The following is a 13,353-nucleotide window of genomic DNA, read 5'->3' as shown; positions in this document are numbered from 1 at the left end:
GGTGTTTTCCCATGTCATACGAATTTCCTGTCGATCACCGAGGCCTCTTCGAAGAGCGCACAGGACAGTTTCTGAGCTTCGGGCTCCCCGTCTCGGATCTCGAGGAACTGCGCGCGTCCATCCACTCGACCTGGGCCGACGCGCCGGGTGGTTGGTCGTACGAGTGGTCGGCGTTGGCAGCAAAGTACTCCGCGGCCGGCAATCATTCACTCGCGGCGATGATCTACGGAATCGCCAAGTTCCCCGTCCTGGCCAACGATTCGCGGCGCCGGGCCCTGCAGAATCAGGTGGACGAATACGTCAAGGCAGCACCGGGATTCGGGCTCGAGTTCGAGCGTCGAATCCTGTCCCTGCCCTACCGAAACGGCGAGATCGAGCTACCGGTACACATTCTCTCCGTGGACGGAAGGTACGAAGACGCACCCGCCCTGTTGCTCAGCGGCGGCGTCGACGGCTGGAAGATGGACATGCATCCGTTGGTCAGTGCGTTCGCGAAGAACGCCGGAGTGACTGTTGTCGCTTTCGACCAGCCGGGAACTGGTGAATCACCGGTTCCTCTCGACGCTTTCGGTGACGAGGTGATCGACGGACTGGTGGCGACGGCTCGCGCCCTCGGCAATGGCCAGGTGGCACACCTGGGAGTCTCCTTCGGTGGCAACTTCGCCGTGCGGTCGGGGTTGACCGGCGCCGTCGATGCGGTGATCAACATCGGCGCCCCGGTCAAGGGCGCGTTCGAGACCGCGAACGCGGAGCGCCTGGTCTACGGCATGGGTGACATCGTCGGAAACGCACTGGGTTTCGATGCCCCGGCAACCAAAGAGGCGCTGGTACAGGGTCTCCGTGCTTTCGATCGCAGTGTCTTGATGACCGCCGACGACGGCCGGACCCCGATGCTTGTGGTCAACGGGGCCGACGACGTTCACATCCCGCTCTCGGATACCACTCTCTTCGAGGAGCGCCCGAACACGCAGGTACACGTCATCCCGGATGCGGGGCACTGCGCAGTGACCAAGCTGCCCGAGTTGACGCCGATGATGATCGACTGGCTACGAGATGCCCTGTCAGGAACCGCTCCACGAACCGGTAGATGATCCGCCGCCGAAGCTGGCAAAACGATACGTCGCAAGAACGGCCTTGTGATCGGTCGGCCACGGCGTCGGTGAAGCGATGAAGTTGTCCTGGGAGTTCTCCTCCACTCTTTTGTTGTGCACGATCGTCTTTCGGGGTCCGATGATTCCTACAGATCCCAACTTCAGGTCGGAAGCGCGATCGGCGAAGATGTAGTCGATCCGATCGCGTTCGTCTGCCTCGGGTGCCCAGGTGAGCTGTGAGGTGTCGACGTCGGGATTGTCGGACGGCCAGGTGAAGCCCGGGTGTGTGGCCGGGTTCGGGTACTTACTGCGGTAAGCGTCGACGAATCCGGCTTGGTCGAGCAGGCGGGTGGATTCCCAAGGAACGACTACACCGTTGTGGTCGAACAGATTTCGCGTGCCGTCGGTCCAATCCAGGGCCGACGGTTCGTTGAAATCGCCACCGAGGATGACGGATCTGCCCTTGGCCCGTTCTTTTGCCGCATCGTCGACGAACGTCGAAATCGCCTTGGGTCGTCCCGAATTGATGTTCACGCGCTGAACCGTCTCGGGGTCCGTGACCGGACCGGACGGCATCTTGTTCCAGCCGAACTCGGAGAACTCTCCGGGCTTGGGAACACCCGCGCCGTATCCGCGCGGTAGATACGTCGCGTAGGACGTGTAGGCCAGATGTGCCGAGTAAGCAGCGATTTGTTTGCCGTCGACCGTCACGACTGCCTTGATCATCGAGTTCAGGTCGGCTGTTTCCTCGATCGGAAACTTGGAGAGAATCCCCACGTCGGAGGACGCTGCTCCGTAGAAGGTGGTTCCTGATTTGGTCAGCATGTCCGCCAATGCAGTTGTCGCAGTGCCGGCTTCCGACAGGAGAACTATCGACGCCTGTGTCGAGATGATCATGTCGGCGATCAGCTGCAGGCCACCGTTGATCTTGGTTCCGCCGTGCCAGGTGTTGAGGGAGAGCACTTTGATCTCCTGCGCGGGGCTCGCCCCCGCGACGGAGGTATTGGCACCCAATGTAAATGCGCTCGCGGTGACTGTGCCCGCGGCTACCGCCATCGCCTTGACCATCTGGCGGCGCGTCAATCCATTCATCAAATCCCGGCTCTCGTTGTCGTGTGCTCGAACCCCCGGAAGATGATTACCATCGCTACCTAAACGGACAGTTAACCAATTGTAAAATGGCAGATTTCCACAGAACGCCGTGCGGGCAATAGTCTTCTGATCGTGGTACTCAGTGAGCGTTTCCCCGGTAACAAGACCTTCGCGAAGGTTCGTGTCCTGCCGCCGGTGGTGAAGCTGCTCCTCCTCTCGATGGTGCTGTTCAACATCGGGTTCTATCTGGTTGTCCCCTTTCTGGCGGTGCACCTTTCGGAGGACCTCGGATTTGCGGCCTGGATTGTCGGCCTCGTCCTCGGATTGCGGATGTTCAGTCAGCAGGGCATGTTCTTCATCGGTGGAAGCCTCGCCGACAGGTTCGGCAAGCGTCCGATCATCCTGCTGGGCATAGCCGTTCGTGTAGTCGGTTTTCTGATGCTCGGTCTGGCAGAAAGCATGAGCGCCGTGATCGTCGGCGTGCTCCTGGTCGGCTTTGCTGCCGCGCTCTTCGCGCCCGCAGTGGAGTCGGCCAACGCGGAGTACGGACGCGAACTCGAGTCCGCCGGAGTTATGCGTCGTACCGATTTGTTTGCAGTGGAACAGATGTGCAGCCGCCTGGGAACAGTGATCGGTCCGGCGCTGGGAGCTGCTCTCCTGATGTTTCCGTTCTCGTGGACGGCGTCGAGCGCCGCGTTGCTCTTCGCGATCATGTGGGTCGGGTTCTTCATCTGGTTCCCCCGACCGGGCGATGCCCACGACGGCCCGGTGTCGACCTATACGCTGCGCGACGTCTGGCGAAGTGTCCTGACCAACAACAACTTTCTGCTCTTCGCGACGCTCTGCAGTTTTCAGCTGGTTGCGTACAGCCAGCTGTACCTGATGCTTCCGGAACAGCTCGAGCGCGGAATCGGTTCGCAGTCGGCGCTGGGATGGTTCTACGTGGGCGCGGCGGTGTTGGTGATCGTCGGGCAGGGACCGACGGTCGCGGTTGCCCACCGCATCGGGCATCGGCGCGCGATCACCTTCGGGCTTGTGCTCATTTCGGTGTCGTTCCTGGTTCCGCTGGTCACCGGCGTCGACTCCGCAGCTTCGGCGTCGACGCAGATAGTCGGTCTGGCGGTGTGGATCGGGCTGCTGCACCTGGGACAGATGTTGATGGTGCCGCCGATGCGAGACACCATCGCGATCCTCGGTCGTGAAAGCAACCTCGGAGCGCACTTCGGCATGCTCAACACGATCGGCGGTCTGCTCGCGCTCCTGGGAACCGTGGGAGTCGGATTCGTGTACGACCTCGTCGACAACGGCCACGCAGCGCCGGCGTCACCATGGGTGATCGTTGCGCTCTGCGTGGCCGTGTCGGCTGTGGTGTTGTGGGTGTGGTCAGGCCGAACGAAAGTTATCGACCAGCGATCGTCTGATTGATCTTTGCGACGAAATCTTCCAGCACAAACGGAATGGTGAGTGGGTTCGGCATGGACACCGCGTCACTGACGATGGGGTCCAAGCTGATCAGGCCTCCGGTCTCGACCACGTTCAGATTGGTGAACGCCGGCTGCGACTCCATCTCGGCGCGAGCCTTCTCGTAGTTGTCGAAGAGCAGGTAGTCGCACTCGAGGAGGTCGTAGTTCTCGGCGGAGATCTCGTAGTTCAGCTTGCCCGCGAACCGATCCTTCAGTGCGGCAGGCGCCGTGAATCCCAATTGCGTGAGCAGCTGAGCCCGCGCTGCCTCGGGGCTGAACGCTCGCAGATTTCCGTCGCTCCAGCGAATGACGAGAGCTGCTGTCTTGCCTTCGAACTGGGGGTTCTCCGCGCGGGTGCGAACGATGAGGTCTTCGACTTCCTGGACCTCCTGCTTTGCCTGCGCGGGAACGCCCACAGCCGTACCGATGCGGGTCGTGACTTCCTGCCAGGGCAGAACCCAATCCGTCTGATCGGCGGCGTGCAGCACCGTCGGCGCGATGGCGCTGAGCTGCTTGTACAGATCCTCGTCGATCGCGTTGTTGACGGCGATGATCAGGTCAGGCGCTGCAGCCACGATCGTTTCGATGTCGAAATCGGTGGTGGCGTTGGCCAATGGCGTCGGCTCGGCGCCCTGGACTGCGGAGTCGGCCCAGACGCCGATTCCGTCGTCGGTCGATCCCTTCCACACCGGGACCAGGACGGGCGTCAGCCCGAGGGAAAGCAAAACGTCCGCGTCGCCGATACCGACCGCTGCGATGCGGCTGGGTGCCTGCTCGATGGTGGTGGAGCCGAACTTGTGGTCGATCGTCACCGGGAAGGCGTTGGCCTCGGCGTGAGCACCTTCGGTGCCGGGAGTGGATTCGTCCTTCGCGCTGTCGCCACAGGCAGCAAGGGCGAAACCGGCTGCTGTTGCGAAGGTGACGGACAGCATGGCACGGCGGCTCAACATAGGGTTCACGGCAACCTCGGGTTTCATGGTTATGGGACCCTAACCATAGTGGAGTTGCTGTGTCGGCAGTGTTTGTTAACGTCCGCCCATGACGGCGGTTCTCGACTACACATCAGCAGGACCGTTCACCCGCATCGATGGAGTGGACCCGCTCGCCCTCGAGTCGCTCTCCACCGACCCCGTGAAAATATGCCGGGTAGTGCCGTACCTGGTGGTCCAACCCACCGATGCTCAGTCGCTGAATCTGCCTGCCGACCGATTCGACGAAAACCAGATCCGGCCGGCAAGCGTTCTGCTCCAACGCCTGCTTGCGCTCGATCCGGCACCGGTGACCTCCGCCCGTGAACCCGACAATCGGGTCGTCGGAACCTGTCGGCACTTTGCAGTTTTGAGTTGTGCGTTTCTGCGCTACCGCGGTTTTGCCGCCCGGGTCCGTTGTGGTTTCGCCACCTACTTTCAACCGGGACAGGGCGTGGACCACTGGATCACCGAGTACTGGGACGACGCAGGCAAGCGGTGGATCCGCATCGATTCCGAGATCCTCGGACAGAACGTCCTTCCTCACGCCCATGATCTGCAGCCGGGAGAATTCCTCAGTGGTGGTGAGGCGTGGCTGGCATATCGACGCGGCGAGATCGACGCGTCCCAGTTCGGGGTGTACGGCACCGAGAACTGGGGGGCCTGCCGAGATCCGCGGCAACGCAGTGAAGGATCTCGCCGCGATGAACAAGGTCGAAACCCTGCCGTGGGACGAGTGGGGTCGTATGACGGACGCCTACGACGGAAAGACAGGCGCCGACTACGACCTACTGTTGGACGATATCGCCGCGGTGTGCGCCGCCGACGATCCCGTTGCCGTGCGAGCACTGTACGAGCACGATGACTTGCGCGTGCCGGACAAGCTGATTCGTTTCTGAGATGCTGGTGCGATGAATCCGGAGCATCGCCAACTCGATTACGGACTTCGATTCGACTGGGGGTTGCGCGGCGCCGAAGCGATTGCTGCCGGCGTCGATGTAGCCGTCGTGGTCGACGTCCTCTCGTTCACGACCACGCTGAGCGTCGCCGCCGACGCGGGAATCGACGTACTTCCCTTTTCCTGGAATGACGAGAGTGCGGTCGACTACGCGCGTGATGCCGATGCGGTTCTGGCTGTACGGCGAAGTGTGGCCAGAGAGGGTCAGATCAGTCTGTCTCCCCAGACGATTCGCGAGACCGAGGCGCCAAGTCGGCTGGTGCTGCCGTCTCCGAACGGGTCGACTATCGCGTTTGCGTTGGCGTCCGAGGTTGCGGTGTGTGTCGGCGCTTCCTTGAGGAACGCTTATGCCGTCGCGGATTGGATTGTGCACGAACATGGTCCGGGACCGCGGGTTGCGATAGTCGCATCCGGGGAGAAGTGGCCCGGTGGAGAGTTGCGCCCGGCGGTGGAGGATCTGTGGGGTGCCGGTGCGGTTGTCACGGCGCTGAACGCTGCTGGTTGGGACGGCCACGTATCGCCCGAGGCTCGGATGGCGGCGGATGCGTGGGCGGCGGTGGCGGATTCGTACGAGGACCGCCTGCGGGACTGTGCCTCAGGACGTGAGTTGATCGCCATGGGGTTTCCACACGACGTCGCCATCGCCTCGGAACTCGACGACAGCGACACCGTACCCGTTCTCGAAGATCGTGTGTTTCGAGGTCAGCGCACCGGGCGTCGGTTGAACAAACTCCGTGCCCAGAGGTAGGAGAGGAAGGTGATTGCGACGCACCATCCGATCGCGAGTATCGCGTTGTTTCCGATGGCTTCGCCGAGAAGAAGTCCTCGAAGAGTCTCGATGATCGGAGTGAACGGCTGATACTCGGCGAACCATCGCAACACGGTCGGCATCGAGTCGGTGGGGACAAAGCCGCTTCCCAGGAACGGCAAGAGGATCAACACCATTGGAAGGTTGCTGGCCGTCTCGACACTCTTGCTGACGAGGCCGAAGGCGACCGACAACCAGATCATGGCGATGGAGACCAGGACGAGGAGTGCAAACGTCGCGGCCCACTCCACGAAGCCTGCAGTGGGCCGGAAGCCGACGGCTATCGCTACGGCGATGACGACAACGAGGCTCACGATCGTCTGAAGGAGGCTGCCGAGAACGTGACCGGTCAGGACGGACGTGCGCGTGATCGCCATCGTTCGGAATCGTGCAATGATCCCGGCGGTCATATCGGTTGCGACGGAGATGGCAGTACCTTGTGCCGCTGATGCCACGGTCATCAGAATGATCGCCGGTGCAACGTAATTGACGTACTCGGCTCGACCGCCACCGCCGGGGCCGAGGCCGTTCCCGAGCGTTCCGCCGAGCACGTAGACGAACAGCAGTAGGAAAACGACTGGCATTCCGACGAGCATCACCGTCATCGACGGATATCGAAGGATGTGTCGAATGCTGCGACGCAGCATGGTTTTCGAGTCCTGATAGGCAAGCGTCATGGTGGTCATCGCGCGTCGGTCCTTTCGGTGGCGGTCAGAGTCAGGAACACGTCGTCCAGGTCGGGTGTGTGCACGGAGAGTTCCTTGACGTCGATCGAGTGAGCGTCGAGTTGGTCGAGAAGAGAGCGCAGCGAGCGGACACCCCCGTCACTGGGGACCTGGAGGACATAGGCGGCATCGTCACGTGATGATTCGTCGAAAACAGCTGCAGCAGAATCGAGCTGATCTCGGTCGAAGAAGTGAAGACGAATGTGGCCGCCGGGAATGTGCCGTTTGAGTTCCGCTGCCGTACCTTGGGCGACGATCCGTCCCTGATCGAGGACGGCGATGTGGTCGGCCAGCTGATCGGCTTCCTCGAGGTATTGCGTCGTGAGGAAGATGGTGACACCGCCCTTGACCAACTCCCGGATGATCTGCCACATGGTGCGTCGGCTCCGGGGGTCGAGACCGGTGGTGGGTTCGTCCAGGAAGATGATCTCCGGCCGCCCGATCAACGTCATTGCCAGGTCGAGCCGTCGACGCATGCCGCCCGAGTAGGTCGACGCCAGCTTGTCCGCGGAGTCGATCAGATCGAACTTCTCCAGGAGTTCGTCAGTGCGAGTGCGTCGTTCGTCCTTGCCGAGGTGGTGAAGATCGGCCATGAGGAGAAGGTTTTCCTCGCCGGACAGGTAGTCGTCTACCGCCGAGAACTGTCCGGTGACACCGATACGCGAACGCACCGCGTCAGGATCGTCGGAAGGGTTGTACCCGGCGATGCGGATGTCGCCGCCGTCTGCGGGAACGAGGGTCGAGAGGATTTCCACGATGGTGGTCTTGCCGGCGCCGTTGGGGCCGAGGAGTGCAAAGACGGTTCCGCGGTCGACGGAGATGTCGATTCCGTCCAGTACCGTCTTGTCGTCGTAGGCCTTCTTCAGGCCCGTCGCGGTGATGGCTGGTTTACGGGACATCAGCGTTCCTTTCGCTAGATCTTCTTGTTGGATTCTTCTCGAGGCTCCGAACGTCGAATGACGATGTCGCCGTAACTGGTTTGTGCCCGGACGTCTACCCGGCGTTCAGTGGAAGCCGGACCGTGCGTGGCATTCATCTGGTTGTCGACGCGGCCGAAGGACGTATGAGCGTCGAATCGTGCGGCGGTTCCGGATCGAACGCCGATATGGATTCGCCCGGCGGCCGTCTTGGCGGATACGACTCCACTCTCGATGGTCTCGAAACGGATGTCGCCGTTGGCGGTTGCGGCGCTCGCGTCGGATTCGGCGTGCTCGACGGCGACACTGCCGTTGGCGGTCTTCGCCTTCAGTGCGCCGGTGATCGTGCCGATGTTGATGTCGCCGTTGGAGTTCTTGACCTCCGCGTTGCCGTCGACGCGGCCGATGCGGATGCTTCCGGACCCGGTGCTCGTGTCGATGTCACCGGCCACGTGCTCGACGATGATCGCGCCGGCCCCGGTGCTGACGTTGAGCGGCCCGGTGGTTTCCAGTGTGCAATCGCCCGCGGAAACCTTCACCCGTGATCGTCCGAGAGTGCCTTCGCTACGGAGGCTGGCAACTGCAGCAGTGCCTTCGAGTTCCGAGCCGGAGGGAAGCTGAACGGAGATGTCCACAGATCCTGCCTTCCCGAAGATGCCGAGGCCGCGCTGTTTCGGAGTCTTGATCTGCAGCCGGCCACCTGCGAATTCGACGCGCGTTTGTTCGGCGACTCGAACGTCGACCTCGCGAGACGAGTTGCTGGGCAACACTTCCACGACAGTGTCGTTGCGGCTGCTCGCCGTGATCCGGATGTGTGCGACTGCCACGTCGAAGTTCAAGGTGATGGGGTCAGGTGTGCTGAATGTAGGCATGGTGATACTCCCGATGAGGTTGTCTCGGTTGATGAAAGAGGGTGGCGCGAAAGATGAAGCCGGTGTCAGTGCACCCAGCCGCTGAAGCTTTCGGAACCTTGGGACGTGCGCTGTCTCGGAGTGCTTCTGTTCGCGCCGCCTTCCAGAGCCGTTGCAGCCGAGCGAACCAGCCACGCGTTGACGGAGATACCGGCTTCCCGGGCCGCCGCCTCGATCCGGTCTTTGAGGTCTTGCCCCAGCCGCAGGTTGATTCGAGTCATCGAGGCGTCGTCGGACTCCGTGACGGGGCGCGGTGCCGGAGTCGGGTCCTCTTCGACGGGGGCTGGAACCGGTTCACTGATGGCTGGTGCCACCACGAATTCGGGTTCGCGTCCCCGCAGGCGCAGGTCCACCGAACCCGGGGCGAGGTCACGCGTGATCTCGGCGGCTGCCGCAGACAATGCGTCGAGAAGGGTGAGTCGCACTGCTGATTCCAGCGGTGCGGTCAAACGATCGGCGAGTGCCTTTGCGTCTTCTCCGCCTGCTTCGGCCGCCACCGCGAGTTCGTGGCGAAGGTTGTCTACGTACGGTGTCAAGTCCATGGCATCACTATGGCACCACTTTGGTGCCACCGCAATAGTTTGGTGGCACATTCGTGTGAATTTGGTGAGAATTGCCAGGTCATCGGGGTGGCCGGCGATTCGGTTCGCGGCAGGCTGGCACACTCGTAAGGGTGAGTCCTGCCGAATCGAACCGCCGACGCCGCATCGTGCTCTGGATTGCCGGGGTGCTCGGCGTCGTGATCGTGGTTGGGGTGGTGGTCGTCGCGATCGCACCATCGCGGTACCTGCCCTGGGACACGGCTGAGTTCCCGGCGGTGGACGCGAGTGCGCTCACGTCTGATCAAGGTCGGGTGCTCGAGCTACTGCAATCCGAGCATGAGCAGGACCGTCCGGGCACCTTCTATTCCGACGGCATCGACGAAGAGTGGTGCGCCGACTTTGTCAGCTGGATCATGAGGGAAGCGGGTCGACCGTTGTCCAACCCGAACTCCGGAAGTTGGCGCATCCCGGGGGTGTACACCTTGCAGGAGTATTACCAAGGGATCGGCGCGTACGCCGAGAACGGCAGCGGGTACACCCCGAATGTGGGTGATGTGGTGATCTACGACAGTTCGAGATGGGTCGGTCAGCACACCAACATCGTTGTGGCAGTGGACGGCAACTCTGCGATCACGGTTGGCGGCAACGAGTTCGGCAAGGTGCGGGTTCATGATCTGGACTGGCAATCCGACTCTGCCGTCGTGGGATTCGGAAAACTTCACCCCTGATCGTTGCTCTTCGGAGACAAGGCGAACCACCGCGCCGACGCACGTGCCTCGTCGCCTGCGTCGATGTGCAGCGTGTTCGTGCCGGTTCGCACGCTCACCTGCTCACCTCTCTTGATGGGCTGGGTGTACTCGAGGATCGCGCGAAAGGGCCCGCTTCGTAATCTGTCGGGCAGCGCATCTTCCACGGGCTGCCAGTAGATTGCGTTGTTCACGTGATCGAAGGGGTCGAAATCGCTCGAGCGCAACGGGAACGGCGTATCCGCTGACGGCGTCGTGTCCGGGGTCGGGTCGATCCACCGACGCCAGTGAAGATGCTGGTCCACGGCCGTCGATGCCAGGGCAGCGGTGAACTTCTCACTGATGGATGCCGGCATTCCCGTCTTCGGGTCGATGTTGATCCAGAACGCCTCGGTTTCGATCAACCCGCCGCCATCGGATCTGATGCGAACTCGCATCGAACACCACTTGTTCGACAGGCCTGAACACCAGCGCTGCAGGTGAACTCGATCCGGCCAGACGACCGGTTCGAGTACATCGATCACCGTTCTTCGTACCATCCACAGCGGGTGTGTATCCATGGCGCCGCGGTCGACGAGATTGTCGAAGCCCGCGTCTTGGAGGTAGCGCGCGATCGCGTCGAGGCGCAGTTGTTTGTCGGTGTGGATGTCACCCGTACGCACCGGCCACGAGGCCTGGAAGATGCTTCCGGTTGTCGGTAGTTCGGCCATCGCTACGTGGTCGTCGACTTTTGTACGGTTCATCGGATGTGGGCTCCCGGTGTTCGCTTGGTTGGGTGGCTTCACGCTTGCGTTACCCGATGGTGGGATCTTGAACCATCGGAGTTCATCGTTTTCTGAATCCAGTTTTCGATGTACTGTCGCACGTATGGATATCGAGGGCGTAGATGTGGTGACCAACGTGGCGGTGCTTGCGAGGTTCGGGCATGCACTGTCCGACGAGACTCGGACACGGATACTGCTCGAACTGAAGACCGCACCGCGGTATCCGTCCGACCTCGCTGAAACGCTGGCTGTGACCAGGCAGAAGCTGTCCAACCATCTGGCGTGCCTGCGCGGTTGTGGCTTGGTGGTGGCCGTCCCGGAAGGGCGCCGGACCAGATACGAACTCGCCGATGTACATATCGGTCGGGCCCTCGACGACCTGCTCGGGGTCGTACTCGCGGTGGATCCGTCGTACTGCCCGGACAGCGAATCAGAGGGGTGCTGCTGATGGTTGCGCCCGTTGACGGTGTCGGGCTCTCGACTGACCGGCGTGCGCTCTTGTCGAGAAGAATTCGCATCTTCGTGGCGATCACGATCAGCTACAACGTCGTCGAAGCGATCATCGCGCTGGCGGAGGGCACACGAGTGTCGTCCGCAGCACTGTTCGGTTTCGGCCTCGATTCGGTGATCGAAGTGTCCTCGGCGGCAGCTGTTGCCTGGCAGTTCTCGGCGCCGGATCCGACGAGCCGTGAGAAGGCGGCACTGCGAGTGATCGCATTCTCGTTCTTCGGGCTCGCTGCGTATGTCTCGTTCGACGCGATTCGGTCGCTGTTCGGTCTGGGGGAAGCTCAGCACACGAGCGTCGGAATACTCTTGGCTGCGGTGAGTTTGGCGATCATGCCGGCCCTGTCCTATGCGCAACGCCGAGCCGGTCGGGAGTTGGGTTCGCTGTCGGCGGTCGCGGATTCGAAGCAGACGCTGCTCTGCACTTACCTCTCTGCTGTCTTGTTGGTCGGTTTGCTGCTCAACTCGCTGCTCGGCTGGTCGTGGGCGGACCCGATTGCTGCACTGGTCATCGCCGTCATCGCGGTGAAAGAAGGCATCAACGCGTGGAAGGGCGATCCGTGCTGCCCGGTTGTGGCTGTGCCCGAGAGCGGTGACGAGTGCGACTGCTGCTGAGTGAACACAGGTTTTGTCGAGTGAGCACTCGCTGCGGTGCGTCAGAGCGGGTGTTCACTCGATGAAAGGCGTGCCGACTTCTGCGCGGCCCTTGATGTGCGCGGCGCGTTGCTCGAGAAGGCGCCGCAGATACGGGCCGACAGCCAACCTCAGTGCCAGGTGTCCGAGCACTCCGAAGGGGGCCGTAACCGTGAAGCGGTCATGCATCCGCGTCCACCCATCCGGCTGAACGTCGAAGACGTGTCGGAGAGCGATGACGAGTGCGGCTGCTGCTGAGTGAGCACAGGTTCAGTTGAGTGAACACCGTCTGCAGCGCGTCAGAGAGGGTGCTCACTCGGTGAAAGGGGTGCTCGGTTAGGTTTGCGATCCCGGCAAGCGGGTACGGGTCGGTGACCTGCGGTTCATCCGCGACGGGTGATGTTTTCGCCTTCCCGCCCCTCGAGACTGAGTAAGGGAAGTGCATTCTGTCGAAAGGAACGCTGATGACTGCTCCACCGCGGGAACCCGCGAATCACCCTGTCCGGCAGGGTTTCGCGGTAGGTACGACGTTTGCAGCAGCAATTTTGCTGCTCACCGCAGGCATTGTCGCTCTGCTTCAGGGCATCGCGGCCGTTGCCGACAACAATCTGTTTGTCGTGGGTATCAACTACACGTACAAGTTCGACATCACGACGTGGGGTTGGATCCACATCATCTTGGGCATCATCGGGATCGTGGTGGCCCTCGGCCTCTTCACCGGTGCAGTGTGGGCCAGGGCGGCGGCAATCGTCATTGCGTCGCTCTCGATCATCGCCAACTTCTTGTGGATGCCGTATTACCCACTGTGGTCGATCCTGGTCATCGCGCTCGATGTCGTTGTGATCTGGGCGGTCGCGACCTGGGACAGGGACAGAGTCTAGGCACCGAACAACCCGAGAGCAGTTGGTCCCGACCGAGTCGACTCGGTCGGGACCATCGCTCGTGCGTGGGACAATTCGACAGGGTGTGGCTCGAATCAGTCTGGGAGTCGACGCATTTCGGCGACGGTCAGGCCGAGGGAATCGAGACGGGCCATGATGCTCCGCATAGCCGTGTGGTCCGCGACGGGTCCGTACAAACTGGTGAACCCGCCGGCGGCACTGGCGACACTGAGTTCAGGAAATGCGGCCTTGACGCGGTCCGACACTTCGCCGTCGATGAGGAATTGATACCGAGTGGGAGCATTCATCAGTATCCGCTCCATTTCGTAGGGCCATGAGGTTCGAGAAGG

General features: G+C 61.8%; 17 protein-coding genes and 1 pseudogene. 9 read left to right on the top strand and 9 right to left on the bottom strand.

The annotated features are described in order from the left end of the window. The first annotated feature begins 11 nt into the window (after positions 1-11). Entirely contained in the window at positions 12-1,091 is a 1,080-nt protein-coding gene (locus ACN50D_RS09920; protein WP_064113605.1) for an alpha/beta fold hydrolase, read from the top strand. Here ACN50D_RS09920 and ACN50D_RS09915 read toward each other — a convergent pair. Beyond that, positions 1,062-2,183, bottom strand: a complete 1,122-nt coding sequence (locus tag ACN50D_RS09915; RefSeq protein WP_075834751.1) for an endonuclease/exonuclease/phosphatase family protein — start codon at positions 2,181-2,183, stop codon at positions 1,062-1,064. The two genes, ACN50D_RS09920 and ACN50D_RS09915, sit on opposite strands and share 30 nt — an antisense overlap. Before the next feature lie 132 nt (positions 2,184-2,315). On the opposite strand from ACN50D_RS09915, the gene ACN50D_RS09910 reads away from it, so the two are divergent. After that, the gene (locus ACN50D_RS09910; RefSeq protein ID WP_007730351.1) at positions 2,316-3,608 is read left to right on the top strand and encodes an MFS transporter; all 1,293 of its coding nucleotides are present in this window, start codon (positions 2,316-2,318) and stop codon (positions 3,606-3,608) included. Here the strand turns inward: ACN50D_RS09910 and ACN50D_RS09905 are convergent. Beyond that, positions 3,583-4,596, bottom strand: a complete 1,014-nt coding sequence (locus ACN50D_RS09905) for an ABC transporter substrate-binding protein (protein ID WP_232508959.1) — start codon at positions 4,594-4,596, stop codon at positions 3,583-3,585. The genes ACN50D_RS09910 and ACN50D_RS09905 overlap by 26 nt on opposite strands. 88 nt (positions 4,597-4,684) lie before the next feature. Here ACN50D_RS09905 and ACN50D_RS09900 point away from each other — a divergent pair. The 3 genes and pseudogenes from ACN50D_RS09900 to ACN50D_RS09890 form a co-directional block, all read left to right on the top strand. Next, positions 4,685-5,068: pseudogene (locus tag ACN50D_RS09900) on the top strand (transglutaminase); the annotation flags it as partial. 250 nt (positions 5,069-5,318) lie between these two features. Then, positions 5,319-5,513 (top strand): hypothetical protein, encoded by a 195-nt coding sequence (locus ACN50D_RS09895; protein ID WP_249343070.1) that lies wholly within the window; start codon positions 5,319-5,321, stop codon positions 5,511-5,513. Positions 5,514-5,525: 12 nt separating this feature from the next. Then, positions 5,526-6,320, top strand: a complete 795-nt coding sequence (locus tag ACN50D_RS09890) for a 2-phosphosulfolactate phosphatase (RefSeq protein ID WP_211921717.1) — start codon at positions 5,526-5,528, stop codon at positions 6,318-6,320. Here the strand turns inward: ACN50D_RS09890 and ACN50D_RS09885 are convergent. The 4 genes from ACN50D_RS09885 to ACN50D_RS09870 form a co-directional block, all read right to left on the bottom strand. After that, complete coding sequence (locus ACN50D_RS09885; protein WP_054780764.1) at positions 6,275-7,066, bottom strand: ABC transporter permease; 792 nt, start codon at positions 7,064-7,066, stop codon at positions 6,275-6,277. The genes ACN50D_RS09890 and ACN50D_RS09885 overlap by 46 nt on opposite strands. Beyond that, complete coding sequence (locus ACN50D_RS09880; protein ID WP_211921715.1) at positions 7,063-8,004, bottom strand: ATP-binding cassette domain-containing protein; 942 nt, start codon at positions 8,002-8,004, stop codon at positions 7,063-7,065. The genes ACN50D_RS09885 and ACN50D_RS09880 overlap by 4 nt, the downstream gene beginning before the upstream one ends. A 14-nt stretch (positions 8,005-8,018) precedes the next feature. Then, a complete protein-coding gene (locus ACN50D_RS09875; protein WP_211921713.1) occupies positions 8,019-8,894 on the bottom strand; it encodes a DUF4097 family beta strand repeat-containing protein in 876 nt (291 codons plus the stop codon). 65 nt (positions 8,895-8,959) lie between these two features. Continuing rightward, the gene (locus ACN50D_RS09870; RefSeq protein WP_007730367.1) at positions 8,960-9,475 is read right to left on the bottom strand and encodes a toxin-antitoxin system HicB family antitoxin; all 516 of its coding nucleotides are present in this window, start codon (positions 9,473-9,475) and stop codon (positions 8,960-8,962) included. Positions 9,476-9,606: 131 nt separating this feature from the next. On the opposite strand from ACN50D_RS09870, the gene ACN50D_RS09865 reads away from it, so the two are divergent. Further along, complete coding sequence (locus ACN50D_RS09865) at positions 9,607-10,203, top strand: CHAP domain-containing protein (protein WP_030536161.1); 597 nt, start codon at positions 9,607-9,609, stop codon at positions 10,201-10,203. On the opposite strand, the gene ACN50D_RS09860 is transcribed toward ACN50D_RS09865, so the two are convergent. Then, positions 10,194-10,964 carry an acyl-[acyl-carrier-protein] thioesterase gene (locus ACN50D_RS09860; protein WP_003943026.1) on the bottom strand — a complete coding sequence of 257 codons (771 nt, stop codon included), beginning with the start codon at positions 10,962-10,964 and terminating at the stop codon, positions 10,194-10,196. The two genes, ACN50D_RS09865 and ACN50D_RS09860, sit on opposite strands and share 10 nt — an antisense overlap. A 124-nt stretch (positions 10,965-11,088) precedes the next feature. On the opposite strand from ACN50D_RS09860, the gene ACN50D_RS09855 reads away from it, so the two are divergent. Next, positions 11,089-11,433, top strand: a complete 345-nt coding sequence (locus ACN50D_RS09855) for an ArsR/SmtB family transcription factor (RefSeq protein WP_007730375.1) — start codon at positions 11,089-11,091, stop codon at positions 11,431-11,433. Further along, positions 11,433-12,104 carry a cation transporter gene (locus ACN50D_RS09850; RefSeq protein WP_230359221.1) on the top strand — a complete coding sequence of 224 codons (672 nt, stop codon included), beginning with the start codon at positions 11,433-11,435 and terminating at the stop codon, positions 12,102-12,104. The genes ACN50D_RS09855 and ACN50D_RS09850 overlap by 1 nt, the downstream gene beginning before the upstream one ends. Positions 12,105-12,158: 54 nt before the next feature. On the opposite strand, the gene ACN50D_RS09845 is transcribed toward ACN50D_RS09850, so the two are convergent. Beyond that, on the bottom strand, positions 12,159-12,311 hold the full coding sequence (locus ACN50D_RS09845; RefSeq protein ID WP_065456526.1) for a cyclase/dehydrase: 153 nt from the start codon (positions 12,309-12,311) through the stop codon (positions 12,159-12,161). A 275-nt stretch (positions 12,312-12,586) separates the two neighbouring features. Between ACN50D_RS09845 and ACN50D_RS09840 the strand changes: the two genes are divergently transcribed. After that, a complete protein-coding gene (locus ACN50D_RS09840; RefSeq protein WP_003943077.1) occupies positions 12,587-13,003 on the top strand; it encodes a DUF7144 family membrane protein in 417 nt (138 codons plus the stop codon). A 95-nt stretch (positions 13,004-13,098) separates the two neighbouring features. On the opposite strand, the gene ACN50D_RS09835 is transcribed toward ACN50D_RS09840, so the two are convergent. After that, positions 13,099-13,311, bottom strand: a complete 213-nt coding sequence (locus ACN50D_RS09835; RefSeq protein WP_003943015.1) for a hypothetical protein — start codon at positions 13,309-13,311, stop codon at positions 13,099-13,101. Between the last annotated feature and the right edge of the window lie 42 nt (positions 13,312-13,353).

It is taken from the genome of Rhodococcus sp. SB1D (genome assembly GCF_048573875.1).
In the GTDB taxonomy this organism is placed as follows: Bacteria; Actinomycetota; Actinomycetes; order Mycobacteriales; family Mycobacteriaceae; genus Rhodococcus_F; species Rhodococcus_F qingshengii.
Note: the sequence above shows the minus strand (reverse complement) of the source record. Positions and strands in the feature narration are given on the sequence as shown.